Raw genomic sequence first — 23,947 nt, forward strand, 5'->3', positions numbered from 1 at the left:
ATGGCAAGCACCTTTTCCCTGATCCTGGCCATAGTCACTCTGCTGACCGGCATCATCTGGACAGTCGACAAGCTGGTCTGGTCCAAGCAACGGGCGGCCAAGATTGCGGCCGCCCGTGCCAACGCCGGCCCGAACATCGACGAGAAGACGCTGGCCAAGGTGGCTCCCATGCCGGTCTGGATCGAGCAGACCGGCGGTGTCTTCCCGGTCATTGCGCTGGTGCTGATCCTGCGTTCCTTCATCTTCGAGCCGTTCCAGATCCCCTCTGGTTCCATGATGCCCACCCTGCTGGTGGGCGACTTCATCCTGGTGGAGAAGTTCGCCTACGGCCTGCGTGATCCCGTGACCAACACCAAGTTCCTCGAGACGGGTTCTCCCGAGCGTGGCGACGTGGTGGTGTTCAAGTATCCGCTGGATACCCGGGTGGACTACATCAAGCGGGTGGTCGGCATGCCCGGCGATCGGGTGATCTATCGCAACAAGGAGCTGATGATCCGGCCCAAGTGCGAGGAGCAGGAAGGGAAAACGTGCCCGGGATTCAAGAAGCTCGACGTCAAGTTCGAGCAACGGGGGGAGTTCAGCCAGATGGGGATCCCGCTGGATCGCTACACCGAGCAGCTGGGCACAGTTTCTCACGAGACCCTACGCAACCCCCTGATGCCGGACCTGGTGGATCGCTACTATCGCCAGCCCGGTACCTACCCGGATGAGTGGGTGGTGCCGGAAGGCCACTATTTCGTGATGGGTGACAACCGCGACAACAGTACCGACAGTCGTTTCTGGGGCTTCGTGCCCGAGCAGAACCTGGTGGGCAAGGCGGTTGCCATCTGGATCAGTTTCGAATTTGAGCGCGAGGAAGGATCCAGCTTGCCAAGCTGGGTGCCGACCGGTGTGCGCTTCAACCGCATTGGCGGAATCAAGTAAATGAATATCAAGATGAACAGACTGCAGTCCCGTCTCGGGCATGTCTTTCAGGATCAAGAGCTGCTGACCCGGGCGCTGACCCACCGCAGCGCCGGTTCCCGTCACAACGAGCGACTGGAATTTCTGGGGGACTCCATCCTGAGTCTGGTGATTGCCGATGACCTCTTCCACCGCTTCCCGCAAGCGGCGGAAGGGGATCTCAGCCGGATGCGCGCCACCCTGGTGCGGGAGAAGACGCTAGCCGAACTCGGCCGGGAGTTCGACCTCGGGGATCACCTGATCCTGGGGCCCGGCGAGCTGAAAAGCGGCGGGTTCCGTCGCGAGTCTATCCTGGCCGACACTGTCGAGGCGGTGATCGGCGCCGTCTATCTGGATACCGATCTGGAGCGGGTGCGGACTTTGTTGCTCGGCTGGTACGCCAGCCGCCTGGACGAGATCAAACCAGGCATAGAGCAGAAGGATCCCAAGACCCGGCTGCAGGAAATTTTGCAGGGAAGCCGCAAATCCCTGCCGACCTACACAGTGACCAACGTCAAGGGCGAAGCCCACAACCAGGAGTTCACCGTCCAGTGTGACGTGGATGGCCTGGATGGTCCGCTGGTCGGGGTCGGCACCAGCCGCCGCAAGGCCGAACAGGCCGCGGCGCAGCAAGCACTGGAAAGACTGTCATGACTGCTATTGATGCAAGAGGCCGCGGTCTTTCAACACAACAGGCACTGGAAAAACTGTCATGACGGATACAGATACTACCTATTGTGGCTTTGTTGCCATAGTAGGCCGCCCCAACGTGGGCAAGTCGACCCTGCTCAACAAGCTGCTTGGCCAGAAGGTCAGCATCACCTCAAAGAAACCCCAGACCACCCGTCACCGGATCCTGGGGATCGACACCGAGGATAACCATCAGACCATCTATGTGGATACCCCGGGTCTGCACATCGAAGAGAAGCGGGCCATCAACCGCCTGATGAACCGCGCCGCCACCAGCTCCCTGGGGGACGTGGCCATGGTGGTCTTCATGGTCGACGGCACCCACTGGACCAAGGACGACGAGATGGTGCTCGGCAAGTTGCGCCACCTGCACTGTCCCGTGGTGCTGGCGGTCAACAAGGTAGACAACGTCAAAGAGAAAGAAGATCTGCTGCCCCACCTGGAGTGGCTGGGCCAGCAGATGAACTTTGCCCACATCCTGCCCATCAGTGCCGAGAAGGGCACCAACGTGGAGAAGATCCGCGAATGGGCCAAGGATCTGCTGCCGGAGAACAACTTCTTCTTCCCGGAAGACTACGTGACCGACCGTTCGTCCCGCTTCATGGCCTCCGAGATCATCCGCGAGAAGCTGATGCGCTTCACCGGCGAGGAGCTGCCCTACTCGGTGACGGTGGAGATCGAGCGCTTCAAGGTGGAAGAGAACGGCCTTTACCACATCCACGGCCTGATCCTGGTCGAGCGCGATGGTCAGAAGAAGATGGTCATCGGCAACAAGGGCGAGAAGATCAAGACCATAGGTACTGAAGCGCGCCTCGACATGGAGCGCCTGTTCCAGAACAAGGTGCACCTGGAGCTGTGGGTCAAGGTCAAGTCCGGCTGGGCCGATGACGAGCGCGCCCTGCGGAGTCTCGGCTATGGCGACGACTAAAAACCTGTGCACGCGCTTACTGCGAGTCCGTGATCAAGGCTCATGTGCTGCTCGGAATCCTCACGTATATGTATACGCTCCGGTTCCTGCGCTGCTCTTTACCTTGCTGACGGCCTCTCGTGACAGAGCGTGGACAGGTTTTGAGAGGTAATGACGGATTGCTGAGTCCGGCTTTCGTCATCCACAGTCGGCCCTATCGGGAGACCAGCCAGCTGGTCGAGGTTTTCACCCAGGATAGTGGCCGATTTACCCTGGTGGCTCGCGGTTCTCGCGGGCCACGCTCCCCTCTGAAGGGGCTGCTGCAACCCTTCACCCTGCTCACCATGAGCTGGCGTGGCAAGGGGGATCTCAAGAACCTCGCCCAGGTCGAATGTCCGGATCACTCATTGCGACTCGGTGGCGACCGCCTCTTCTACGGCCTCTATCTCAACGAGCTGGTCTACTACCTGCTCGAAGCTCATACACCCTTCCCCGAGGTGTTTGATGCCTATGCCCGTGCCCTGATGGCGCTGGCGGATGGCGAGACGCCCGAGCTGCCCCTGCGCCGCTTCGAGTTCCTGCTGTTGCAGGCCTTGGGCTATGCGGTGGATTTCGAATATGCCGCCGACGACGACACCCCGATCCAGCCCGATCTGCTATACGGCTTCGAGCGGGAGCTCGGCTTTGTCGCTTGCGAGCGGGCGCCCGATCCCCGTACCCTGTTCCTCGGCGCCCACCTGCTGGCCTTCGCCGAGGGGCGATTCGATACCCCTCCCTTGCTGCAGGCGGCCAAGCGCTTCAGCCGGCTGGCGTTGCAGCCCTATCTGGGCAAGCGTCAACTGAAGAGCAGGGAGTTGTTTTTAAAACGTCGCAATAGCTTGGGTTAACCGTCCTGCGGCGTTACCCGGCACGGTAAGAATGTTACCTACGTCCGATTACGCTGCGCTAATCGAACCTACGAGCTGATATATGGATATCCGCGCGGTAGCCGCGCAGTCAACAGATGAAGAGTTTCAAGGAGTCCTCAATGAGTGAAATCTATCTGGGTGTGAACATCGACCATATCGCCACCCTGCGCAATGCCCGCGGCACCCAGTATCCGGATCCTGTCCAGGCCGCCTTCGTGGCCGAGCAGGCCGGTGCCGATGGCATTACGGTTCACCTGCGTGAAGATCGCCGCCATATCACCGACCGCGACGTGGAGATACTGCGCCAGACCATCCAGACCAGGATGAACCTGGAGATGGCGGTGACCGAGGAGATGATCGGCATCGCTTGCCGCATCAAGCCTCAGTTTGTCTGCCTGGTACCGGAGAAGCGCACCGAGGTGACCACTGAGGGCGGCCTGGACGTGGCCGGTCAGCTGGACAAGGTGACCGATGCGGTGACCCGCCTCGCCGCCGTCGGTGCCCAGGTGTCGCTCTTCATCGACGCCGACCCCATCCAGATCGATGCGGCCGCCGAGAGTGGTGCCCCCTTCATCGAGATCCACACCGGCCGCTATGCCGATGCCACCACGGATGCGGAGCGCAACGCCGAGTTCAAGCGCATCGCCGCTGGCGCCTCCTATGCCGCCGGCAAGGGCTTGAAGGTCAATGCCGGTCACGGCCTGCACTACCACAACGTCAAGGCCATCGCCGCAATTCCCGAGCTCTATGAGCTCAACATCGGCCACGCCATCATAGGCCGCGCCGCTTTCGACGGTCTGGCCAAGGCGGTCAGTGACATGCGCCTGCTGATGCAGGAAGCTCGTCAGGGGATCTGATCCCCCTGGAGATGAGACAGCAAGAGGGACGCCGCGGCGTCCCTCTTTCGTTGTCAGCAGATGTGCTCGTCTCAGCCCTGCTCGGGAAAGTAGCGCTCGAGCAAAGCCATAAGGATGGCCTGGCACTCTGCATCCGGTTCGCCGCTGACCAAGGCCGGGCGGAAGTGAAGCTGGAAGGCGCGCATCGCCGCGCGACTCTGCTCATCCCAGGCGCCGCTTGGCACAACCCCATAGCCGTAGCGGGCGAGCTGTTGCTGCCATTGCTGCGCATCCCAGGCGGGGAGTGGTGCCTGGCGCAGCTCGGCTACCCTGGCCTCGTCTGGCCAGGCGCCGACGCCATGGTGCAGGGCCAGCTCGCGCCAGGGGAAGTGGGGGCCGGGATCCTGCTTGCGTTCGGGGGCTATGTCGCTGTGGGCCAGCACCTGGGTGGGGGGAATGCGATAGCGATCGACCAGATCCCGGGCGAGAGCGCCGAGAGCGGCGATCTGGGCCTGAGTATAGGGTTGCCAGCGCCTCAGGTGGGCGGGCAGGGCTTCGTCTTCCGTGGGATAACCCAGGTTGACTATCTCGATGCCCAGCGAGCTGGCGTTGAGCCCGGCATACTGATGCCAGCGGCTGCGACCGGCATGCCAGGCGCGCTGGCTGTCGGGCACCAGCTGGTAAACGGGCAGCGGCCGCTCGTCGGTGTCGCGGGGGATCAGGTAGTGGGCACTCACCTTGTGTTCGGGTTTGGTCAGCAGGCGCAGGGAGCGAGCGTCATCCTCGTCTGTGTAGTGGAGGATCAGAAAGGCAATGCGCTCATTCTGGTTGGCGCTGACATGACGGGTGTTGAGCTGATAAGGCGCCGGTTGGCAGCCGCCTAGCCCCAGCAGGCAGAGTGACAGCAGTATGGTGCGGCATCTGCCTGGCCAGGGGGCACTGAAAAGAAGCGCTGGCCAGCGCGGCCTGCCGCCCAGGCGGAATGACGGGGGGCAGGTGCGCTGGCCCATGGCTCAGGCGCGCTGTCTGAGGGTGACGCGCGCGCGCGGGCTCATGGCGCTGTCCTGTACTTGGCGGTGAGGCCGATGAGGAAGTTGCGCAGGATCTGATCCCCGCAATCCTGATAGTGCTTGTGATCCTTGGCGCGGAACAGGGCGCTCAGCTCGGACTTGGATAGGTTGAAGTTGGCGAGCTTGAGGGTGCCCAGCATGTCCTCTTCCTTGTAGTCGAGGCCGATACGCAGCTTGCGCAGGATCAGGTTGTTGTTGATCCGGTTCGGTATCACCTGGGGCGGGGCATTTTCCCGCACACCGCGACGCACGGCGATGAAGCCGTCGAGGAACTGGCTCAGGGCCGAGTCCGGGCAGGCGGCATAGCCGGCTTCCTGCTCTTCCCCTTCCGCTGCCTCTTTCAGCAACCAGCTGTGGAGCTGGGCGTGATCGACGGTCAGGTTGCCCTTGGCAAACATCTCGACCATCTGATCGTTGCTGATGGTGAGGGCGTAGCGCAGGCGGCGCAGAATATCGTTGTTGGTCATGTTGACTCCTGTGGAAACGGCGCGATTTTACCATCTGCGGGCCCCGCAGTCAGAAAAAGCGCCTCACTCGGCCGGGGAGAGGTAGCGGGGAGCCTCCCGCCTCACCTGCTCCAGGGCATCTTGCAGCTCCAGCAGCTCGGGTTCGAGCTCGCTGACCGGCACGCCGTCGCGCAGCTGCTGCTCGAGCTGGGAGAGCAGGCGTTGCAGGCCGGGCACCCCCGAGTAGGCACAGCCGCCGTTGAGGCGATGGAGCTGGGCCAGCACCTCGGCATCCTCCACCTCCCCCGCCAGCGCCTCGTCCAGCATGGGCTCCACCTCGTCGAAGCTGGTCAGCAGCATGGTCAGCATCTCTTTGGCGAGATCCTCTTTGCCCGCCGCCTGACGCACCGCCAGGGTCCAGTCTATCTGCTGATCCCCCTGGTTCTGGTGGCGCCTGTGGGCGAAGTCGGTGATGAGCTGCGCCAGCATGCCCTCGTCGATGGGCTTGGCCAGGTAGTCGTCCATGCCCTGGCGGATCAGCCGCTCCCGCTCGCCCGGGATGGCGTGGGCGGTGACCGCGACTATGGGGGTCTCGGTGTTGAGGGAGTGATGGCGGATCGCCTGGGTGGCGCTGATGCCATCCATGACGGGCATCTGTATATCCATGAAGATGATGTCGAACGGCTGGCTCTGGGCCAGGTTGACAGCCTCCTTGCCGTTCTTGCATACCACCACCTCGGTCACCATCTCCTTGAGCATGGCGGCGATGAGCTTGAGGTTGGCGGCGTTGTCATCCACCGCCAGCACCTTGACGGCCTGTACCCGGTGGGGTGTCGGCGCGGGTAGCAGCGTGCGCCTGGCCGCCTCGGGGGAGAGCAGGGCGTGCAGCAGCTTGCGGTGGTTGATGGGCTTGGAGAGGCAGTGGACGGCGCCGTGGGCCAGCATGGCGTCATAGAGTGCCGGCTCGTGGCTGCTGAGCAGCACTATGGTATTCTGTTGCCCGCTGAGGCCATCGAGACGGGTGAGCACCTGTTGCGGGCTGTGCAGTGTGCTGCTACCGATGATCACCATGTCCTGGCTGCCCATCTCTGGCCAGTCGTCGGCCATGGTCAGGGACTGCACGTCCAGCTGCCATTCGGCCAGCAGGGAGAGCAGGGAGGCGTGGGTGAAGGGATCCGGCTCCAGCAGCCAGACCCGTTTGCCCAGGATGCGATCCAGCGGCAGCCGCTCGGTCTGGGGCAGGGGGGAGACATCCAGCTCCAGATTGAAGGAGAAGACGGAGCCCTTGCCAAGCTCGGACTCGAAACGGATCTGGCCTCCCATCTGCTGCACCAGCTTCTGGGTGATGACCAGGCCAAGCCCGGTGCCGCCATAGCGGCGGGAGATCGACGAGTCGGCCTGATTGAAGGCCTGGAACAGCTGGCGCTGCTGCTCCTCCGAGATGCCGATGCCGGTATCCCGGATGAGGACCCGCAGGCGAACCTTGCTGCCGTTGGGGGCCCCGGTCTGCTCGACGCGCACATCGACGTTGCCGCGCTCGGTGAACTTGATGGCGTTGCCGGCGAGGTTGGTCAGCACCTGTTGCAGGCGCATGGGGTCGCCGGTGAGGTAGTCCGGCACGGCGGCGTCTACCTGCAAGGAGAGCTCGAGTTGCTTGTCGTGGGCACTCGGTCCCAGCAGGTGCATGGTCTCGTTGAGGGTGTCCCGCAGGCTGAAGGGGATGTGCTCCAGCTGCAGCTTGCCCGCCTCCAGCTTGGAGAAGTCGAGGATGTCGTTGATGATGCCAAGCAGGTTGCGCGCCGACTTCTCTATGGTCTGCATGTAGTCGGTCTGGCTGGGGGTCAGGCTGGTCTTGAGCAACTGGCGGGTGAAGCCGATGACGCCGTTGAGCGGGGTGCGCAGCTCGTGGGACATGTTGGCCAGGAACTCGGATTTGACCCGTGCCGCCTCTTGTGCCCGTTTCTTCGCCATGTCGAGCTCGACGTTCTGGATCTCGATCTGCTCGAGCGTCTCTCGCAGATCCGAGGTCGCCTGATCGATGTTCTGCTGCATCTCCTCATGGTATTCGGAGAGCGCCTTGGCCATGGCGTTGATGCCGTTTTTGAGCATGTCCAGCTCGCCGGTCAGCTGGCCGCTGACCCGGGTATCGAGGCGCCCCTCCCTGATCCGGTGCACCGCCTGCACCATATCGGTGATGGGCTGGGTCACGCTCTTGACCAGACGGAAGCCGAACAGGGTGCTGATGGCCAGACCGATGAGCACTATGATCACCGCGAAGAAGGCGTCGCGATACTGCAGGACTATGGCCCTGTCGGTGGCGAGCTGCATGGAGATGTAGCCGATGACCGGCGGCTCCAGATCGCTCGGCAGGGGGAAGCCGTCCAGGCTGGTCTCGGCCTGGATGGGGGTGCGCAATATGATGTCATCGCCGTTGAAAGAGACGCTGGTCAGGGCCGGGATGGCGCTGCCGTCCGGCAGGCGCAGCTGGCTGAAGTCCCTGTGATAGTTGGAGGTGACGAACAGCTGGTTCTCCTGGGTGAAGACGGCGATGGACTTGATGAAGGGGGAGTTCTTGCGATGGGTCAGCCCGATCAGCCGCTTGAGGGATTCGCGACTGTGCTGGGTCATGCCGTATTCACTGGCGATGGCCAGGGGTTCTATGATGTTGATGCCCTGATCGATCAGGTTGTTTTCCAGCTGATGGTAGCGGTGGAAGGTGAAGTAACCGGCGATCAGGCCGCCGATGATCAGGGTTGGCAATATGGTAAATGCCAGTACACGGGCTCTGAGGCCGTACTTGGTCATGCTGATAAACCGCCGGCAAACATGATGAAGACCATAACCCCGGGGGCCTGTGGGCGCAGGGGAAGGGCTGGCAATACAGTCGATGTCACCGTAAGGGCGCTCAGGCCGTATCCTGTCATATCAATGGGCCACTTATGGTCAGATTGGGCAATGGGGCAGAGGCCGCAGCTCGGGCCCTCAGGCCGCATTTGGTCATACTATTATTCTTGTGGGACAATGGCCTGCTGCAGATTCCACAATCATGACATAGCCACCTATAGGCACCAAGTTTTATGGCCCAGTTTTTCAAGCCCCAAAAGAAATCAACCCAGCCCCAACGTATTGAATTTACGATAGACAGTCTGGACCACCACTGTGTCGGTGTCGGCCGTCATCAGGGCAAGGCCATCTTCGTCGAAGGGGCACTCCCCGGTGAGTTGATCAAGGCTCGCATCGTCGATGACAAGAAGCACTATGCCCACGCCGCCCTGCAACAGATAGTGACCCCGGCGGCCAATCGCATCGATCCCTTCTGCCCCCATTATCGCGAGTGCGGCGGTTGCAGTGCCCAGCACCTCGGCGAAGCGGATCAGCAGGCGGTCAAGGAGGCCGGGCTGGTCAGCCTGTTCGAGCGCCTTGGCAACATCAAGGCACCGGCGCTCGAGCCCGTGCTCAAGGGGGAGTCCCGCAGCTACCGCCGGGTCTGCCGTCTCGCCATCAAGTTTGACAAGAACGGTCGCTGCACTCGTGTGGGGTTCCGTCGCCGTCAATCCAATGACCTGGTGGAGGTGGCAGGCTGCCCCGTGCTGGCCGATCCCCTCTCTGCCCTCATCACCCCCCTGCGCGAGTGCCTCAATCGCTTGAAGAGCCAGCGCGAGCTGGGCCATGCCGAGCTCATCCAGGCCGAACAGGGCATCATGATGCTGCTGCGCCACACGGGTCGCCCCAACGAGGCGGATCGCGCCCTGCTGGTGGCGTTTGCCGAGGCCCAGGGGATAGACCTCTACCTTCAGGCGGCGGATGAGCGCATCGAACCCCTGCGCCAACAATTTCAGCCGAGCTACACCCTCGATGGCCTGTCTCTTGCATTCGCCCCAGGCGACTTCATTCAGGTCAACGGCCCCATCAACCAGAGCATGGTGACCCAGGCGTTGGCGTGGCTGGGGGCGACCAAGGACGACAAGGTGCTGGATCTCTTCTGCGGCATCGGCAACTTCACCCTGCCGCTGGCCCGTCAGGCTCGTGAAGTGGTGGGGGTCGAGGGGGAGCTCGCCATGGTGGCCCGTGCCGAGGAGAACGCCCGTCGCAACGGCATCGACAACGCCCGTTTCTACAAGGCGGATCTGAGCGGCGACATAGTCGGCATGTCCTGGGCGCGGGAAGGCTTCGATCTGGTGCTGCTGGATCCGGCCCGGCCCGGGGCGCTGGAAGTCATGAGCCACGTGGCGGCACTTTCGCCCAAGCGGGTGGTCTATGTTTCCTGTAACCCTGTCACCCTGGCCCGGGACAGCCAGGTGCTGGTGAAGGGGGGTTATCGACTGGCCCGCCTGGGGATGCTGGACATGTTCCCCCACACCGGCCATCTGGAGTCCATGGCGCTGTTTGAACGGGATTGAGCAGGCTGTTTTCAGATTGCCGGTGCTGCGTTTTGTCGGCCTTCCGATGCCGGTAGCGCTGTTTGAGCAGGGGTGATTAGGGTAATCTAGATCTGCAAAAATGGACCTGATGTGCGAGAGAAACCTGTTGCCGGGATCGGCAACATGCCTTGAAAACTCTTTCGTGCATCCCCATTTGAGGCAGTCATCAGCTGATGAGGGGATGGCAGAAAGCATCGGCTTTCCGGCCCCACAATTTTAAGGATTGATACCATGGTTGCGGTGCGCGAAATTCATTTGAAAGACAATTTCACTCTGGAGGAGTGGGTCAGCTCCCTCTCCTTAAGTGAAAGTGACAAGAATCAACTGCGAACCGTCTACCAGTATTGTCTGACGCTTGGCGACGAGGCGCTCACCAGCCGCCTGCTGGTGCGTGGGGTCGAGATGGTGGGCATACTGCTGATGCTCAGCATGGATCTCGCCACCCTCAAGTCGGCCATTCTCTATCCCTTCGTCGAAGCCGGTCTCATCAAGCAGGAGAAGGTGAACGAGGACTTCGGCCCCAAGATCGCCAAGCTGGTGGAAGGGGTGCTGGAGATGGAGGCCATCCGCTCCCTGCAGACCCTGCACCGCAGCGAGACCTCGCCGGAGCAGGTGGACAACGTGCGCCGCATGTTGCTCGCCATGGTGGAGGATGTGCGCGCCGTCGTCATCAAGCTGGCGGAGCGGATCGCCTGCCTGCGGGAGGCCAAGCTGGCGGATGAGGAGACCCGGGTGCTGATGGCCCAGGAGATCACCAACATCTATGCGCCCCTTGCCAACCGCCTCGGCATAGGTCAGCTCAAGTGGGAGCTCGAAGATCTCGCCTTCCGTTACCTGCACCCGGATACCTACAAGCAGATCGCCAAGCAGCTCGACGAGAAACGACTCGACCGGGAGCGCTACATCCGCGAGTTCGTGCAGTCCCTGCGCGATGCGCTGGCGGAGGCCGGGGTCGAGGCCGAAGTCTACGGCCGCCCGAAACACATCTACAGCATCTGGCGCAAGATGCAGAAGAAGCACCTCGAATTCAACGAGCTGTTCGACGTGCGCGCGGTGCGGGTGATCACCAAGCGGCTGCAGGATTGCTATGCGGCGCTTGGCATAGTTCACACCCATTTCCACCATATTCCCCGCGAGTTTGACGACTATGTCGCCAACCCCAAGCCCAACGGCTACCAGTCCATCCACACAGTGGTGGTGGGGGAGGAGGGGAAGACGGTGGAGATCCAGATCCGCACCGAGCAGATGCATCAGGATGCCGAACTCGGCGTCGCGGCTCACTGGCGCTACAAGGAAGGGGCTCAGGCCGCCGCCAAGACCAGCACCTTCGAAGACAAGATCGAGTGGCTGCGCAAGCTTCTCGCCTGGCAGGAGGATCTCTCCGAGAGCGGCTCCCTGCTGGACGATCTGCGCAGTCAGGTGTTCGAGGACAGAGTCTATGTGTTCACCCCCAAGGGGGACGTCATCGACCTGCCGGCGGGGGCCACTCCGCTCGATTTCGCCTATCACGTTCACAGCATGATCGGCCACCGCTGCATCGGGACCAAGGTGGATGGCCGCATAGTGCCCTTTACCTACACCCTGCAGACCGGCGATCAGGTGGAGGTGATCACCCAGAAGGAGCCGAACCCGAGCCGCGACTGGATGAACCCCAATGCGGGCTTCCTGCGCTCCAGCCGGGCGAGAGCCAAGGTGGCAACCTGGTTCAGAAAGCTGGACCGGGACAAGAACATCGCCGCCGGCAAGGAGCTGCTGGAGAAGGAGCTGGACAGGCACAACCTGACGCTCTCCAAGGTGGACAAGGTGGTGCTGGAGCGCTTCCATGCGGAGGAGCTGGAGGATCTGCTGGCCGGGATCGGCAGCGGCGATATCCGTATCAATCAGCTGCTCAACTACCTGGATACCCGCTACAACAAGCCGACGGCGGAGGAAGAAGACCGCCGCCTGCTGGAGAAGCTGGAGCAGAAGGCCAATGCGCCCTTCCGCCCCAAGGCCAAGGATCACATCGTGGTGGAAGGGGTCGGCAATCTGATGACCCACATTGCCCGCTGCTGCCAGCCCATCCCGGGGGACTCCATCCAGGGTTTCATCACCATGGGCCGCGGCGTCTCCATCCACCGGGAAGATTGCGAGCAGCTGAAAGAGCTGTCACGCCGCAACCCGGAGCGACTGATCGACGCGGTCTGGGGGGAGAACTACTCCGGCGGCTATGGTCTCACCATCCGCATCCTCTCCAACGACAGATCCGGCCTGCTGCGGGACATCACGACCGTGCTGGCCAACGAGAAGATCAACGTCATGGGGGTGCGCTCGCGCTCCAACGTGCGCGAGCAGACCGCCGAGATCGACATGGAGCTGGAGATCTACAACATCAACGCCTTCAACCGGGCCTTGGCCAAGCTCAGCCAGCTCAACGACGTGATCAGCGCCAAGCGCCTCTGATACCCGATAAATAGTGACCGGCCCCCGTGGCCGGTTGTGCTTTATGACCCTTCTTGAACGAATCGAAAGCGAAGATCTCATGTCCCAACGTTACGACCTCCCTCAACTGCTCGACATCATGGCTCAACTGCGCTCCCCGGACGGGGGCTGCCCCTGGGATCTCAAGCAGAGCTTCCAGACAATAGTGCCCCACACCCTGGAGGAGGCCTATGAGGTTGCCGATGCCATCGAGACCCAGGATTGGGACGGATTGAAGGGAGAGCTTGGGGATCTGCTGTTCCAGGTGGTCTTCTACGCTCAGCTCGGCAAGGAGCAGGGGCTGTTCGATTTTGCCGACATCGTCGATGCGGTGAGCGAGAAACTCATTCGCCGTCATCCTCATGTGTTCTCCGATGCAGACCTCGGTGACGAGCAGGCGGTCAAGGTGAACTGGGAGGCGGAAAAAGCCAAGGAGCGGGCCGCGCTGGACAAGGAGAGCGTGCTCGATGACATCCCCCTCTCGCTGCCAGCCCTGACCCGCGCCGCCAAAATTCAGAAACGCTGCGCCACCGTCGGTTTCGACTGGAAGACGCTAGGGCCCGTGGTGGATAAGATCCACGAGGAGATCGAGGAGGTGATGGAAGAAGCGTTGATGGTCGACGTGGACGAGGCGCGGGTAAGCGACGAGCTCGGCGATCTGCTGTTTGCCACCGTCAATCTGGTGCGCCATCTGGGCAAGGATCCGGAGCAGGTGCTGCGGGGCGCCAACGCCAAGTTCGAACGCCGTTTTCGTCAGGTTGAGCAGTTTATTGCCGCGGAAGGGCTGAAAATGACCGATTGCACCCTGGAGAAGCTGGATGCAGCATGGGGTCGGGCCAAGGAAACCGAGCAAAGTTGATTTGGCGCAAGACGAGGGGGCGGCGAGCCTGATAGATTTTTGTTCATTGTTTGGGAGAGGGGGTTTTGGTATACTGTTTCCCCGTCCTGCTTCATCCCCGAAGCACCCCTTAAAATTCCCTAAACTTCTTTCAGGTTCAGCATGACGACAAAATATATTTTTGTAACTGGTGGCGTTGTTTCATCCCTCGGCAAAGGCATTGCCGCAGCTTCTCTGGCAGCCATTCTGGAAGCCCGTGGTCTGGATGTGACCATCATGAAACTGGACCCCTATATCAACGTGGATCCGGGCACCATGAGCCCGACCCAGCACGGTGAAGTGTTCGTAACCGAGGACGGGGCCGAGACCGATCTGGATCTGGGCCACTACGAGCGTTTCATCCGCACCAAGATGACCCGTCGCAACAACTTCACCACCGGCCGCATCTATGCCGACGTGCTGCGCAAAGAGCGTCGTGGTGACTATCTGGGCGCCACCATCCAGGTCATCCCGCACATCACCAACGCCATCAAGGAGCGGGTGATTGCCGGCGCCGAAGGCCATCAGGTGGCCATCGTCGAAGTGGGCGGTACCGTGGGCGACATCGAGTCCCTGCCGTTCCTCGAAGCCATTCGTCAGCTGGCTGCCGAAGTGAGCCGCGACAATGCCATGTTCATGCACCTGACCCTGGTGCCTTACCTGGCCGCAGCCGGCGAGGTGAAGACCAAGCCGACCCAGCACTCCGTCAAAGAGCTGCTCTCCATCGGGATCCAGCCAGACGTGCTGATCTGTCGCTCCGATCGCGCCATCCCGGCCAACGAGCGTGCCAAGATCGCCCTGTTCTGCAACGTGCCAGAGCGCGCCGTCATCTCCATGAAGGACGTCGACTCCATCTACAAGATCCCGGCGCTGCTCAAGTCCCAGAATCTGGATGACTACTTCATCGCCCGCTTCGGCCTGGAGTGCAAGGAAGCCGACTTGTCCGAGTGGGAGCAGGTGGTCTATGAAGAGGCCAACCCGACCGCAGAAGTGACCATCGGAATGGTCGGCAAGTATGTCTCCCTGCCGGATGCCTACAAGTCCGTCAACGAGGCGCTCAAGCACGGTGGTCTGAAGACCCGTCTCTCCGTCAACATCAAGTACATCGACTCCCAGGACATCGAGACCCGTGGCTCCGAGCTGCTGGAAGGTCTGGACGCCATCCTGGTGCCGGGTGGCTTCGGTGAGCGTGGCGTGGAAGGCAAGATCCTGGCCGCCCAGTATGCCCGCGAGAATAAGATCCCTTACTTGGGTATCTGTCTCGGCATGCAGGTTGCCATGATCGAATTCGCTCGCAACGTAGCGGGCATGGCCGGTGCTCACTCCTCCGAATTCAAGAAAGATTGCGCCTATCCGGTCGTCGGCCTCATCACCGAGTGGGTGGATGAAGAGGGCAACGTCGAGACTCGTACCGAGAAATCCGATCTGGGCGGCACTATGCGTCTGGGTTCCCAGCTCTGCCACCTGGTGGAAGGCTCCAAGGTGCGCCAGATGTACGGCAGCCCGACCATTTACGAGCGTCACCGTCACCGTTACGAGGTGAACAACAAGCTGCTGCCGCAGATCGAAGCGGCCGGTTTGAAGGTGACCGGTCTTTCCGCCGACAAGAAGCTGGTGGAAATTATCGAGATTCCGGATCACCCTTGGTTCGTGGCTGCGCAGTTCCACCCGGAGTTCACCTCGACTCCCCGTGATGGCCACGCCCTGTTCGCCGGTTTTGTGAAGGCGGCAGGCGAGTATCAGAAGCGTAATTTGAAGTAATTGAAAATAAATGCGGTTGGGGCTCTGTGCCGCAGCCGCTTTTTTTGGCATATTTTTGTTGTTTTTTTACGAAACCTGAGGAAATACACATGTCCAAGATCGTTAAAGTGATCGGTCGTGAAATCATCGACTCCCGTGGTAACCCGACCGTTGAGGCCGAAGTTCACTTGGAAGGTGGTTTTGTTGGTATGGCAGCCGCTCCGTCTGGCGCGTCCACCGGTTCCCGCGAAGCGCTGGAACTGCGTGACGGCGACAAGAGCCGTTTCCTGGGTAAAGGCGTGCTGAAAGCCCTCGAAGCCGTAAACGGCCCGATCGCTCAAGCTCTGCTGGGTAAAGATGCCAAGGACCAGGCTGCTATCGACCAGATCATGATCGACCTCGACGGCACCGAGAACAAATCCAAGTTTGGCGCTAACGCCATCCTGGCTGTTTCCCTGGCCAACGCCAAGGCCGCTGCTGCTGCCAAAGGCATGCCGCTGTATGCTCACATCGCCGAACTGAACGGCACTGCGGGTGTTTACTCCATGCCGCTGCCGATGATGAACATCATCAATGGTGGTGAGCACGCCGACAACAACGTCGACATCCAGGAGTTCATGATCCAGCCGGTTGGCGCCAAGACCCTGAAAGAAGCCGTTCGCATGGGTGCTGAAGTGTTCCACAACCTGGCCAAAGTGCTGAAGTCCAAGGGCTACAACACTGCTGTTGGTGACGAAGGTGGTTTCGCTCCCAACCTGAAATCCAACGCCGAAGCGCTGGAAGTGATCGCAGAAGCCGTTGCTGCTGCTGGCTATGTACTGGGTAAAGACATCACCCTGGCCATGGACTGCGCTGCTTCCGAGTTCTACGACGCCGAGAAGAAAGAGTACAACCTGAAAGGCGAAGGTCGTATCTTCACCTCCAACGAGTTCTCTGACTACCTGGCTGACCTGACCACCAAGTTCCCGATCGTCTCCATCGAAGATGGCCTGGACGAATCTGACTGGGACGGTTTCGCTTACCAGACCAAAGAGCTGGGCAAAAAGATCCAGATCGTGGGTGACGACCTGTTCGTAACCAACACCAAGATCCTGAAGCGCGGCATCGACAACGGCATCGCCAACTCCATCCTGATCAAGTTCAACCAGATCGGTTCCCTGACCGAAACTCTGGCTGCCATCAAGATGGCCAAAGACGCTGGTTACACTGCCGTCATCTCCCACCGTTCCGGTGAGACCGAAGACGCGACCATCGCCGACCTGGCCGTGGGTACCGCTGCTGGCCAGATCAAGACCGGTTCCATGAGCCGTTCTGACCGTGTTGCCAAGTACAACCAGCTGATCCGTATCGAAGAAGCCCTGGGTGCCAAGGCTCCATTCCGCGGTCTGAAAGAAGTAAAAGGCCAGTAATTACTGCCTGAAATTCTTAAGCTGTTGAAAAGCCCCGCCACTCTGGCGGGGCTTTTTTGTATTCGCCATCACCCCATTGTCAGGTCGGCCCCTGATTGGCGGCGGTTTTCGTGTGGTTGCCGTCAATCTGGCGTCAAGGCCGTCCTGGGGATAGCGCGGGTTTTTGACTCTCGTCTGCGTGGCCCCGCCATCTTTTTTATTCCCCCGGCCCGTCTGGCACACCGGCTTTCTTTTGTCTTGCCTGCGAATATGGGAAACTAGGCCGCTTGAAGGAGACTCAGTGCATGCGGCTACTCACTCTTATCCTGCTCCTCCTCTTGGGAGGGCTGCAATATGACTTCTGGCTGGGGAAAAACGGCCTATCCGATTATCGGGAGCTCTCCAATGCCATCGAGCGGCAACAGCAGGACAATCTGGTTCTCAAGGACCGCAACAACCTGATTTACCGGGAGATCGACGATCTGACCTCGGGCCTTGAGGCCATCGAGGAGCTGTCGCGCAACGATCTTGGCTACATCAAGCAGGGCGAGACCTTCTACCGGATCATTCCCAAAGACAAAGACCAAGCAACGGAGCCGGACGGCGTCCCCTACGATGACTGATTGCCACAGCGGGCTGACCGCCATAGTTCCGGCCGCCGGTATCGGCAGCCGCATGGGGGCCGACTGCCCCAAGCAGTACCTGACACTGGCAGGGAAGACCATCCTTGAGCATACGCTCGGCTGCTTATTGTCCCATCCAGCCATAGCCCGGGTGATAGTGGCGCTGGCGCCCCACGATGAGTGGTTCGAACAACTGGCCGTGGCGGCCGACCCGCGCATTCTGCGGGTCGAGGGGGGGAGCGAGCGCGCCTGTTCGGTGCTCAACGCCCTGCATGTGGCAGAAGGGAAGTGGGTGCTGGTGCACGACGCCGCCCGTCCCTGCCTGACCCTGGGGGATCTCGATGCCCTGATAGCCAGTGCCATGGTGTGCGATGGAGCCATCCTCGGCAGCCGGGTGCGGGACACCATGAAACGCACCGACGGGGCAGGCAACATAGTGGCCACCGTCGAGCGCGAACAGCTCTGGCATGCCCTGACGCCGCAGATGTTCCCCACCGGCACCCTGAAGCGGGCGCTGGAGGAGGGGTTGGCCCTGGGGGCCCTCATCACAGACGAAGCCTCCGCCATGGAGCGCGCCGGTTTTACCGTGAAGATGGTGGAGGGGCGTGCCGACAACATCAAGGTGACCCGACCGGAAGATCTCTCCCTGGCCGAGCTCTTTTTACAACAACAGAGTGCGCGCCAGCTGGTGCGACCCGATTCACCCGCAGAGGGGCAGCCATGATCCGCATTGGACAGGGTTTTGATGAGACAGATTTCTGTGTATTGAGGGGGGATCAGGCATGATGCGAATTGGACATGGTTTTGACGTGCACAAGTTTGGCGGGGTTGGCCCCTGCATGCTGGGTGGCGTCCCGGTACCCTATGAGCAGGGCCTGCTGGCCCACTCCGATGGCGACGTGGTGCTGCACGCGGTGAGCGATGCCCTGCTCGGCGCCATCGGTGCCGGCGATATCGGCCGCCACTTTCCCGATACCGCGGCCGAGTTCAAAGGGATCGACAGCCGCATCCTGCTGCGGGACGTCTTTGCCCGGGTACAGCAGGCGGGTTACGCCATCGGCAACCTGGATGTGACCATCATCGCCCAGGCCCCCAAGATGGCGCCCCATATCGCGGCCATGTGCGCCGTGCTGGCAGCCGATCTGCAATGTGATTTGAACCGGGTGAATGTCAAGGCGACCACCACAGAACAACTCGGGTTTACGGGGCGCAAGGAAGGGATCGCCACCGAAGCCGTCGTCTTACTGGTGAAACAATGATGCTGGAACAGCTGAGTTATCTGCACGGGGCGCCTGTCGCCCGCGGCATCCTCAAGGCCGAGGCCGCCGACTTCGTGGTGAATGAAGATCTCGGCTTCGAACCCTGCGGGGAAGGAGAGCACATCTTCGTGCGGGTGCGCAAAACCGGCGAAAACACCGCCTGGGTGGCGGGTCTGCTGGCCGATGCGGCCGGCGTCAATCGCAATGCGGTGACCTGGGCGGGCTTGAAGGATCGCCACGCGGTGACCGAGCAGTGGTTCGGTATTCACCTGCCGGGCAAGGGCGAGCCGGATCTCTCTGTCATCCAGAGCGACAGCATCCAGATCCTGCAGGCCAAGCGCCACAACAAGAAGCTGCGGGTTGGCTACCTCAAGGGCAACCACTTCATCCTGCGCCTCACCGGTCTGGAACAGGCAGACGATCTGGAAGCCCGGCTGCAGGCCATTGCCACTCAGGGCGTGCCCAACTACTACGGCGAGCAGCGCTTTGGCCGGGATGGCAACAACCTGGACGCGGCCAAGGCGATGTTTGCCGGCAAACGGATCAAGGATCGCAACAAGCGCTCCCTCTATCTTTCCGCCGCCCGCAGCATGCTGTTCAATGCCATCGTCAGCGCCCGCATCGAGCAGGGGCTGGCACACCAGCTGCTGGCCGGTGACTGCGTGATGCTCAAGGGGAGCCACTCCATCTTCAGTGAAGAGGTGCTGACCCCGGAGCTGGAGGCGCGCCTCGCCTCCGGCGACGTGCAGCTCACAGCCCCCCAGTGGGGCCGTGGCCGACTGGCGAGCCAGGGTGCCGCCGCCGAGTTTGAACAGGCGGTGCTGGCGCCTTACGCCGAATGGTGTGACGGGCTGGAGAAGGCCGGGCTGGATCAGGACAGACGTCCGCTGCTACTCAAGCCGGAGCAGATGAGCTGGCAGCAGGATGGCGAGGTGCTGACCCTCTCCTTCTTCCTGCCGGCCGGTGCCTTTGCCACCAGCGTGGTGCGCGAGTTAATGCAGGCCGAAGAGGCCGATCACGGTTTCAGGAACCCAACCGATGCGAATTCTGGTCAGTAATGACGATGGCGTACATGCCGAGGGCATTCGTGCCCTCAGCGAGGCGCTGACTGCCTGCGGCGAAGTCATTGTGGTGGCGCCGGATCGCAACCGCAGCGGTGCGAGTCACTCCCTGACGCTGGAAGTGCCGCTGCGGGTTACGCGCCTTGGCGAAACCGGCTTTAATGCCAGCGAGAGCTATGCGGTGAAGGGCACCCCGACCGACTGCGTACACCTGGCGGTCAACGAGCTGGTACGCCCGGAACCGGACATGGTGGTGGCCGGGATCAACCACGGCGCCAACCTGGGGGATGATGTCATCTACTCTGGGACGGTCGCGGCGGCCACCGAGGGGCGCCACCTCGGCTTCCCCTCCATCGCCATCTCCCTGGTAGGCAAGACCCACTTCGCCACGGCGGCCCACTACGCGGCCCTGCTGGTGAAGGGGCTGATGAAACACCCCCTGCCTGCCGATCAGATCCTCAACGTCAACGTGCCGGACCTGCCCCTTGAAGACATCAAGGGGATCAGGGTGACCCGCCTTGGCAACCGCCATCCCGCCGAGTCGGTGATCCGCAGCGAGGATCCCCGTGGTCAGCCCATCTACTGGATAGGCCCCCCCGGCAGCCAGCAAGATGCGGGAGATGGCACGGATTTCGCCGCCATCGAGCAGGGTTATGTCTCCATCACCCCGTTGACCATCGACATGACTGCCTATGACAGTCTGGCGAGTCTGGGTGCCTGGCTGGATCTGCAGGGATGACGTTGTGATAGTACAGCGCCTGTTGAATCAACTGATTGCCCAGGACATTCGTGATTTCCGCGTGCTCGCGGCGATTGCGAAAGTGCCGCGCCAGCTGTTTGTGGATGAAGCCATGGCCCACAAGGCCTGGGACAATACGGCCCTGCCCATCGGCCACGGCCAGACCATCTCCCAGCCCTACATAGTGGCGCGGATGACGGAGCTGCTGATCCAGAACGATCCGGCCCATGTGCTGGAGATCGGCACTGGCTCCGGTTATCAGACCGCAGTGCTGGCCCATCTGGTGGAGCATGTCTACACGGTGGAGCGGATCAAGTCGCTGCAGTTCCAGGCCCGGCGCCGACTGCGCCAGCTCGACCTGCACAATGTCTCTGCCAAGCACGGCAACGGCTGGCTGGGTTGGCCCAACAAGGGGCCGTTCGATGCCATCCTGGTGACGGCGGCGGCGAGCGAGGTGCCCAAGGCCCTGACCGATCAGCTGGCCGAAGGCGGGCGTCTGGTGCTGCCGGTGGGGGATAGCCAGCAGACTCTGCAGCTGATCGAGCGATCCGGCTCCCAGCTGACCAGCCGGATCCTGGAGCCGGTGCGTTTTGTTCCCCTGATTGACGGAGATGTGGAGTGAAGTTGTTTTCCCGTTTGTACGTACTGGTGATGCAGTGGGCCCGCCACAAGTACGCCCCCTGGTATCTCTCCATCACCGCCTTTATCGAGTCGGTATTCTGGCCGATCCCGGTGGACGTGATGCTGGCGCCGATGGCGCTCGCCAAGCCGCAGAAGGCGTGGCACTACGCCGGGTTGGCAACGACCTTTTCGGTGCTGGGCGCCCTGTTCGGTTACGCCCTGGGCTATGCCCTGTGGGAACCCGTGGTTCAGCCGCTGGTGGTCTCTGTCGGCTATGAAGACAAGATTGCACTGGCGGAGCAGTGGTTCACGCAGTGGGGGATCTGGGTGATTTTTATTGCCAGTTTCACGCCGATCCCCTACAAGGTGTTTACCGTCACGGCGGGCTTGCTCCATATGGCGCTGCTGCCTTTTATCGTGACCTCCCTCATCGGTCGGGGCATGCGCTTCTTTCTGGTCGCGGGCCTGATGCGGTGGGGAGGTGAGAAGATGGAGCGCAAGCTGATGCACTATGTGGATGTGCTCGGCTGGCTCTGTATTGGTTTGGCCGTTGCGGCCTATTTCTGGTTTAGTCGTTAAGGATCCACTATGCGTTCGCGTGTTTGGCAAGGAAGCAGTGTCGTCGTGTTGTCATGGCTGCTGCTTGCCTGCTCTTCCAGCAAGACTGCTGCCCCGGTACAGAGTCTCGGCAATGACCCCATTGCCTCGACCATCCCGACTCGTCAAAACATGGCCAATTCGGGCATGCAGGGTGGCAGTTACACAGTGGTGAAGGGGGATACCCTGTACTCCATCGCATTCCGTTCGGGCATGGATGTCGCATCCCTGGTCAGCCTCAACGGGATCAGCCCCCCCTACAACATCTATCCGGGCCAGCAGCTCCGGCTGGATGGCTCTTCCGGCGCCGTGGTCAGCACCGGCATGGCGATGAGCCGCCCTGTCACAAGCGGCAACGGCACCTATGAGGTGCGTCGTGGCGATACCCTGAGCAGCATAGGCCGCCAGTTCAATGTCTCCAATCAGACGCTGGCACAGCGCAACAACCTGCAGGCACCCTATTCGCTCCATGTTGGCCAGGTGCTCAACGTGGGCTCGAGTGCGGCGGCAGGCGGCCAGATGGTGGCGGCGACCACACCCGCGGTGACCAGCTCCGGACCCAAACCCATGGCGACGGCACCGGCAGGTACGACCACCCCATTTATTGCTCAGAAAACGATTGCTCCTGCATCGTCAACAGCATACGCTCAGGCGAAAGAACAAAAAAACATCAGTTCCCAGTCAACTCTCTCCTGGCATTGGCCAGCTAAGGGACGGATAGTCGAAGGCTTCTCCGTTGCAGAACAGGGCAACAAGGGCATCGACATCTCCGGCCAGAAGGGCCAGCCCGTTTACGCCGCCAGCGGCGGCAAAGTGGTCTACGCGGGCAGTGCACTCAGGGGTTACGGCAAGCTGATTATTCTCAAGCACAACGATGACTACCTCTCTGCTTATGCTCACAACGACGAGTTGAGGGTAAGAGAGGGAGACTCCGTCAAAGGCGGAGCCGTCATCGCCAACATGGGTAGCACGGATGCGCCGGATGTGCGCTTGCACTTTGAAATCCGGTACAAAGGCAAGTCAATCAACCCGATGGGCTATTTGCCAAAGCGTTAACCCAGAGAGCTAGGTCTTACTCTGGTTCAGGTCAGGGAGACATATCATGAGCCAAGAACAACTGGTAATGCAGGATGCAGAGTTAGAGTTCGACGAAGAGCTGGAGGCCCAGGAGGAAGAAGAGGTTCAGGAGGTTGCCGCCGAGGCTGAGGAGACCATCTCCGATGAACTCATGGTGCCGGAACTGAACAAGGTGATGGATGCCACCCAGCTCTATCTGGGGGAGATCGGCTTCTCCCCCCTGCTCACGGCTGAAGAGGAAGTCTATTACGCCCGTCGTGCCCTGCGCGGTGACAAAGCCGCGCGCAAGCGCATGATCGAATCCAACCTGCGTCTGGTGGTCAAGATTGCCCGGCGCTACAACAATCGCGGCTTGGTGCTGCTGGATCTCATCGAAGAGGGCAACCTCGGTCTCATCCGCGCGGTCGAGAAGTTCGACCCCGAGCGCGGCTTCCGTTTCTCCACCTATGCCACCTGGTGGATCCGCCAGACCATAGAGCGGGCCATCATGAACCAGACCCGCACCATCCGGCTGCCGATCCATGTGGTCAAGGAGCTGAACGTCTACCTGCGCACCGCGCGCGAACTCTCCCACCGTCTCGACCATGAACCCACCGCCGAAGACATCGCCTTCGCGCTGGATCGCTCGGTCGACGATGTGAACCGCATGCTCAAGCTCAACGAGAAGATCACCTCGGTGGATACCCCCATCGGCGGCGATCGCGACAAGGCCCTGCTCGACGTCCTGTCCGATGAGCGAGGCATGGGGCCAGAGCTGGAGTCTCAGGAAGATGACATGCGCAGCAGCATTGTCCACTGGCTGGAAGAGCTGAATCCCAAGCAGCGTGAGGTGCTTGCTCGCCGCTTCGGCCTGCTCGGTTATGAGCCGGCCACCCTGGAGGACGTGGGGGCCGAGATCGGTCTGACCCGGGAGCGGGTGCGCCAGATCCAGGTCGAGGGGTTGCGCCGCCTGCGGGAGATCCTGCTGGGGCAGGGGCTCTCTATCGAGGCCCTGTTTAGAACCAATTGATCCGAACCCGCTGACGGCTGTTATGCCGAGGACAGACACAACAAAGGGGCCAGAGGCTGTCTCTTATACAAAAATCCCCAAGCATCGCTTGGGGATTTTTTTGAACTTATCTCCCATTGCGTGATCTGAACCTTTCATCACTCTCCCTCTGGTTCTAACATGCCTTTCACTCAACCGGCGCAATGGGCGCAGGCACAGTTTGGTCACGCCAACCTCAACGACCCAAGACGCACCAGAAGGCTGGTTGCCCTCGCCACTGCCCTTGCTCACCAACCA

23 protein-coding genes are annotated in these 23,947 nt (G+C 61.2%); 20 read left to right on the top strand and 3 right to left on the bottom strand.

Annotation, left to right across the window (positions count from 1 at the left end; all coding sequences use genetic code 11):
• From lepB to pdxJ, 5 genes are all read left to right on the top strand, one after another.
• Nucleotides 1–924 carry a signal peptidase I gene (gene lepB, locus ACB030_RS11775; protein ID WP_106885824.1) on the top strand — a complete coding sequence of 308 codons (924 nt, stop codon included), beginning with the start codon at nt 1–3 and terminating at the stop codon, nt 922–924.
• Complete coding sequence (rnc, locus tag ACB030_RS11780; RefSeq protein ID WP_042648730.1) at nt 925–1,596, top strand: ribonuclease III; 672 nt, start codon at nt 925–927, stop codon at nt 1,594–1,596.
• Nucleotides 1,597–1,654: 58 nt separating this feature from the next.
• Entirely contained in the window at nt 1,655–2,560 is a 906-nt protein-coding gene (gene era, locus ACB030_RS11785) for a GTPase Era (RefSeq protein ID WP_371159955.1), read from the top strand.
• A gap of 158 nt (nt 2,561–2,718) precedes the next feature.
• Entirely contained in the window at nt 2,719–3,426 is a 708-nt protein-coding gene (gene recO / locus ACB030_RS11790) for a DNA repair protein RecO (RefSeq protein WP_371159957.1), read from the top strand.
• 140 nt (nt 3,427–3,566) lie between these two features.
• The gene (gene pdxJ, locus ACB030_RS11795; RefSeq protein ID WP_041205039.1) at nt 3,567–4,304 is read left to right on the top strand and encodes a pyridoxine 5'-phosphate synthase; all 738 of its coding nucleotides are present in this window, start codon (nt 3,567–3,569) and stop codon (nt 4,302–4,304) included.
• A 71-nt stretch (nt 4,305–4,375) separates the two neighbouring features.
• On the opposite strand, the gene ACB030_RS11800 is transcribed toward pdxJ, so the two are convergent.
• From ACB030_RS11800 to barA, 3 genes are all read right to left on the bottom strand, one after another.
• Nucleotides 4,376–5,293, bottom strand: coding sequence for an N-acetylmuramoyl-L-alanine amidase (locus tag ACB030_RS11800; RefSeq protein WP_371159960.1), 918 nt, complete (start codon nt 5,291–5,293; stop codon nt 4,376–4,378).
• A gap of 41 nt (nt 5,294–5,334) precedes the next feature.
• Nucleotides 5,335–5,820, bottom strand: coding sequence for a DUF1456 family protein (locus ACB030_RS11805; protein ID WP_371159962.1), 486 nt, complete (start codon nt 5,818–5,820; stop codon nt 5,335–5,337).
• Between the two features lie 63 nt (nt 5,821–5,883).
• Nucleotides 5,884–8,604 carry a two-component sensor histidine kinase BarA gene (gene barA, locus ACB030_RS11810; protein ID WP_371159964.1) on the bottom strand — a complete coding sequence of 907 codons (2,721 nt, stop codon included), beginning with the start codon at nt 8,602–8,604 and terminating at the stop codon, nt 5,884–5,886.
• A 272-nt stretch (nt 8,605–8,876) separates the two neighbouring features.
• Here barA and rlmD point away from each other — a divergent pair, with 272 nt between their 5' ends.
• From rlmD to ACB030_RS11885, 15 genes are all read left to right on the top strand, one after another.
• Nucleotides 8,877–10,199 carry a 23S rRNA (uracil(1939)-C(5))-methyltransferase RlmD gene (gene rlmD / locus ACB030_RS11815; RefSeq protein ID WP_171273233.1) on the top strand — a complete coding sequence of 441 codons (1,323 nt, stop codon included), beginning with the start codon at nt 8,877–8,879 and terminating at the stop codon, nt 10,197–10,199.
• 252 nt (nt 10,200–10,451) lie between these two features.
• Complete coding sequence (gene relA, locus ACB030_RS11820; RefSeq protein ID WP_025328250.1) at nt 10,452–12,662, top strand: GTP diphosphokinase; 2,211 nt, start codon at nt 10,452–10,454, stop codon at nt 12,660–12,662.
• Between the two features lie 79 nt (nt 12,663–12,741).
• A complete protein-coding gene (gene mazG, locus ACB030_RS11825; RefSeq protein WP_043132007.1) occupies nt 12,742–13,539 on the top strand; it encodes a nucleoside triphosphate pyrophosphohydrolase in 798 nt (265 codons plus the stop codon).
• A gap of 141 nt (nt 13,540–13,680) precedes the next feature.
• Nucleotides 13,681–15,318, top strand: coding sequence for a glutamine hydrolyzing CTP synthase (pyrG, locus tag ACB030_RS11830; protein WP_139434027.1), 1,638 nt, complete (start codon nt 13,681–13,683; stop codon nt 15,316–15,318).
• An 89-nt stretch (nt 15,319–15,407) separates the two neighbouring features.
• A complete protein-coding gene (eno, locus tag ACB030_RS11835; RefSeq protein WP_371159968.1) occupies nt 15,408–16,706 on the top strand; it encodes a phosphopyruvate hydratase in 1,299 nt (432 codons plus the stop codon).
• A gap of 284 nt (nt 16,707–16,990) precedes the next feature.
• Nucleotides 16,991–17,308 carry a cell division protein FtsB gene (ftsB, locus tag ACB030_RS11840; protein WP_025328246.1) on the top strand — a complete coding sequence of 106 codons (318 nt, stop codon included), beginning with the start codon at nt 16,991–16,993 and terminating at the stop codon, nt 17,306–17,308.
• On the top strand, nt 17,301–18,032 hold the full coding sequence (gene ispD / locus ACB030_RS11845) for a 2-C-methyl-D-erythritol 4-phosphate cytidylyltransferase (RefSeq protein ID WP_371159970.1): 732 nt from the start codon (nt 17,301–17,303) through the stop codon (nt 18,030–18,032). The genes ftsB and ispD overlap by 8 nt, the downstream gene beginning before the upstream one ends.
• 58 nt (nt 18,033–18,090) lie before the next feature.
• Nucleotides 18,091–18,567, top strand: coding sequence for a 2-C-methyl-D-erythritol 2,4-cyclodiphosphate synthase (ispF, locus tag ACB030_RS11850; RefSeq protein WP_043132002.1), 477 nt, complete (start codon nt 18,091–18,093; stop codon nt 18,565–18,567).
• Nucleotides 18,567–19,625: a tRNA pseudouridine(13) synthase TruD gene (gene truD, locus ACB030_RS11855; RefSeq protein ID WP_371159985.1), complete on the top strand. Its 1,059-nt coding sequence runs from the start codon at nt 18,567–18,569 to the stop codon at nt 19,623–19,625. The genes ispF and truD overlap by 1 nt, the downstream gene beginning before the upstream one ends.
• Nucleotides 19,606–20,367, top strand: a complete 762-nt coding sequence (surE, locus tag ACB030_RS11860; protein WP_371159973.1) for a 5'/3'-nucleotidase SurE — start codon at nt 19,606–19,608, stop codon at nt 20,365–20,367. The genes truD and surE overlap by 20 nt, the downstream gene beginning before the upstream one ends.
• Nucleotides 20,321–20,989, top strand: a complete 669-nt coding sequence (locus ACB030_RS11865; RefSeq protein ID WP_205598792.1) for a protein-L-isoaspartate(D-aspartate) O-methyltransferase — start codon at nt 20,321–20,323, stop codon at nt 20,987–20,989. The genes surE and ACB030_RS11865 overlap by 47 nt, the downstream gene beginning before the upstream one ends.
• Nucleotides 20,986–21,567: a YqaA family protein gene (locus ACB030_RS11870; RefSeq protein WP_371159975.1), complete on the top strand. Its 582-nt coding sequence runs from the start codon at nt 20,986–20,988 to the stop codon at nt 21,565–21,567. Before ACB030_RS11865 ends, ACB030_RS11870 begins: the two co-directional genes overlap by 4 nt.
• Nucleotides 21,568–21,576: 9 nt before the next feature.
• Nucleotides 21,577–22,641, top strand: coding sequence for a LysM peptidoglycan-binding domain-containing protein (locus ACB030_RS11875; RefSeq protein WP_371159977.1), 1,065 nt, complete (start codon nt 21,577–21,579; stop codon nt 22,639–22,641).
• A gap of 46 nt (nt 22,642–22,687) precedes the next feature.
• On the top strand, nt 22,688–23,671 hold the full coding sequence (gene rpoS / locus ACB030_RS11880; protein WP_043131996.1) for an RNA polymerase sigma factor RpoS: 984 nt from the start codon (nt 22,688–22,690) through the stop codon (nt 23,669–23,671).
• A 159-nt stretch (nt 23,672–23,830) separates the two neighbouring features.
• On the top strand, nt 23,831–23,947 hold a 117-nt coding region (locus ACB030_RS11885), incomplete at its 3' end, for a transposase DNA-binding-containing protein (RefSeq protein WP_371159987.1).

The organism is Aeromonas sp. S16(2024), from assembly GCF_041403065.1.
In the GTDB taxonomy this organism is placed as follows: Bacteria; Pseudomonadota; Gammaproteobacteria; order Enterobacterales; family Aeromonadaceae; genus Aeromonas.

Coding starts and splice junctions, on each gene's coding strand:
- lepB (WP_106885824.1), top strand. CDS start 1: ATGGCAAGCACCTTTTCCCTGATCCTGGCCATAGTCACTCTGCTGACC.
- rnc (WP_042648730.1), top strand. CDS start 925: ATGAATATCAAGATGAACAGACTGCAGTCCCGTCTCGGGCATGTCTTT.
- era (WP_371159955.1), top strand. CDS start 1,655: ATGACGGATACAGATACTACCTATTGTGGCTTTGTTGCCATAGTAGGC.
- pdxJ (WP_041205039.1), top strand. CDS start 3,567: ATGAGTGAAATCTATCTGGGTGTGAACATCGACCATATCGCCACCCTG.
- ACB030_RS11800 (WP_371159960.1), bottom strand. CDS start 5,293: ATGGGCCAGCGCACCTGCCCCCCGTCATTCCGCCTGGGCGGCAGGCCG.
- ACB030_RS11805 (WP_371159962.1), bottom strand. CDS start 5,820: ATGACCAACAACGATATTCTGCGCCGCCTGCGCTACGCCCTCACCATC.
- barA (WP_371159964.1), bottom strand. CDS start 8,604: ATGACCAAGTACGGCCTCAGAGCCCGTGTACTGGCATTTACCATATTG.
- rlmD (WP_171273233.1), top strand. CDS start 8,877: ATGGCCCAGTTTTTCAAGCCCCAAAAGAAATCAACCCAGCCCCAACGT.
- relA (WP_025328250.1), top strand. CDS start 10,452: ATGGTTGCGGTGCGCGAAATTCATTTGAAAGACAATTTCACTCTGGAG.
- mazG (WP_043132007.1), top strand. CDS start 12,742: ATGTCCCAACGTTACGACCTCCCTCAACTGCTCGACATCATGGCTCAA.
- pyrG (WP_139434027.1), top strand. CDS start 13,681: ATGACGACAAAATATATTTTTGTAACTGGTGGCGTTGTTTCATCCCTC.
- eno (WP_371159968.1), top strand. CDS start 15,408: ATGTCCAAGATCGTTAAAGTGATCGGTCGTGAAATCATCGACTCCCGT.
- ftsB (WP_025328246.1), top strand. CDS start 16,991: ATGCGGCTACTCACTCTTATCCTGCTCCTCCTCTTGGGAGGGCTGCAA.
- ispD (WP_371159970.1), top strand. CDS start 17,301: ATGACTGATTGCCACAGCGGGCTGACCGCCATAGTTCCGGCCGCCGGT.
- ispF (WP_043132002.1), top strand. CDS start 18,091: ATGATGCGAATTGGACATGGTTTTGACGTGCACAAGTTTGGCGGGGTT.
- truD (WP_371159985.1), top strand. CDS start 18,567: ATGCTGGAACAGCTGAGTTATCTGCACGGGGCGCCTGTCGCCCGCGGC.
- surE (WP_371159973.1), top strand. CDS start 19,606: ATGCGAATTCTGGTCAGTAATGACGATGGCGTACATGCCGAGGGCATT.
- ACB030_RS11865 (WP_205598792.1), top strand. CDS start 20,321: ATGACAGTCTGGCGAGTCTGGGTGCCTGGCTGGATCTGCAGGGATGAC.
- ACB030_RS11875 (WP_371159977.1), top strand. CDS start 21,577: ATGCGTTCGCGTGTTTGGCAAGGAAGCAGTGTCGTCGTGTTGTCATGG.
- rpoS (WP_043131996.1), top strand. CDS start 22,688: ATGAGCCAAGAACAACTGGTAATGCAGGATGCAGAGTTAGAGTTCGAC.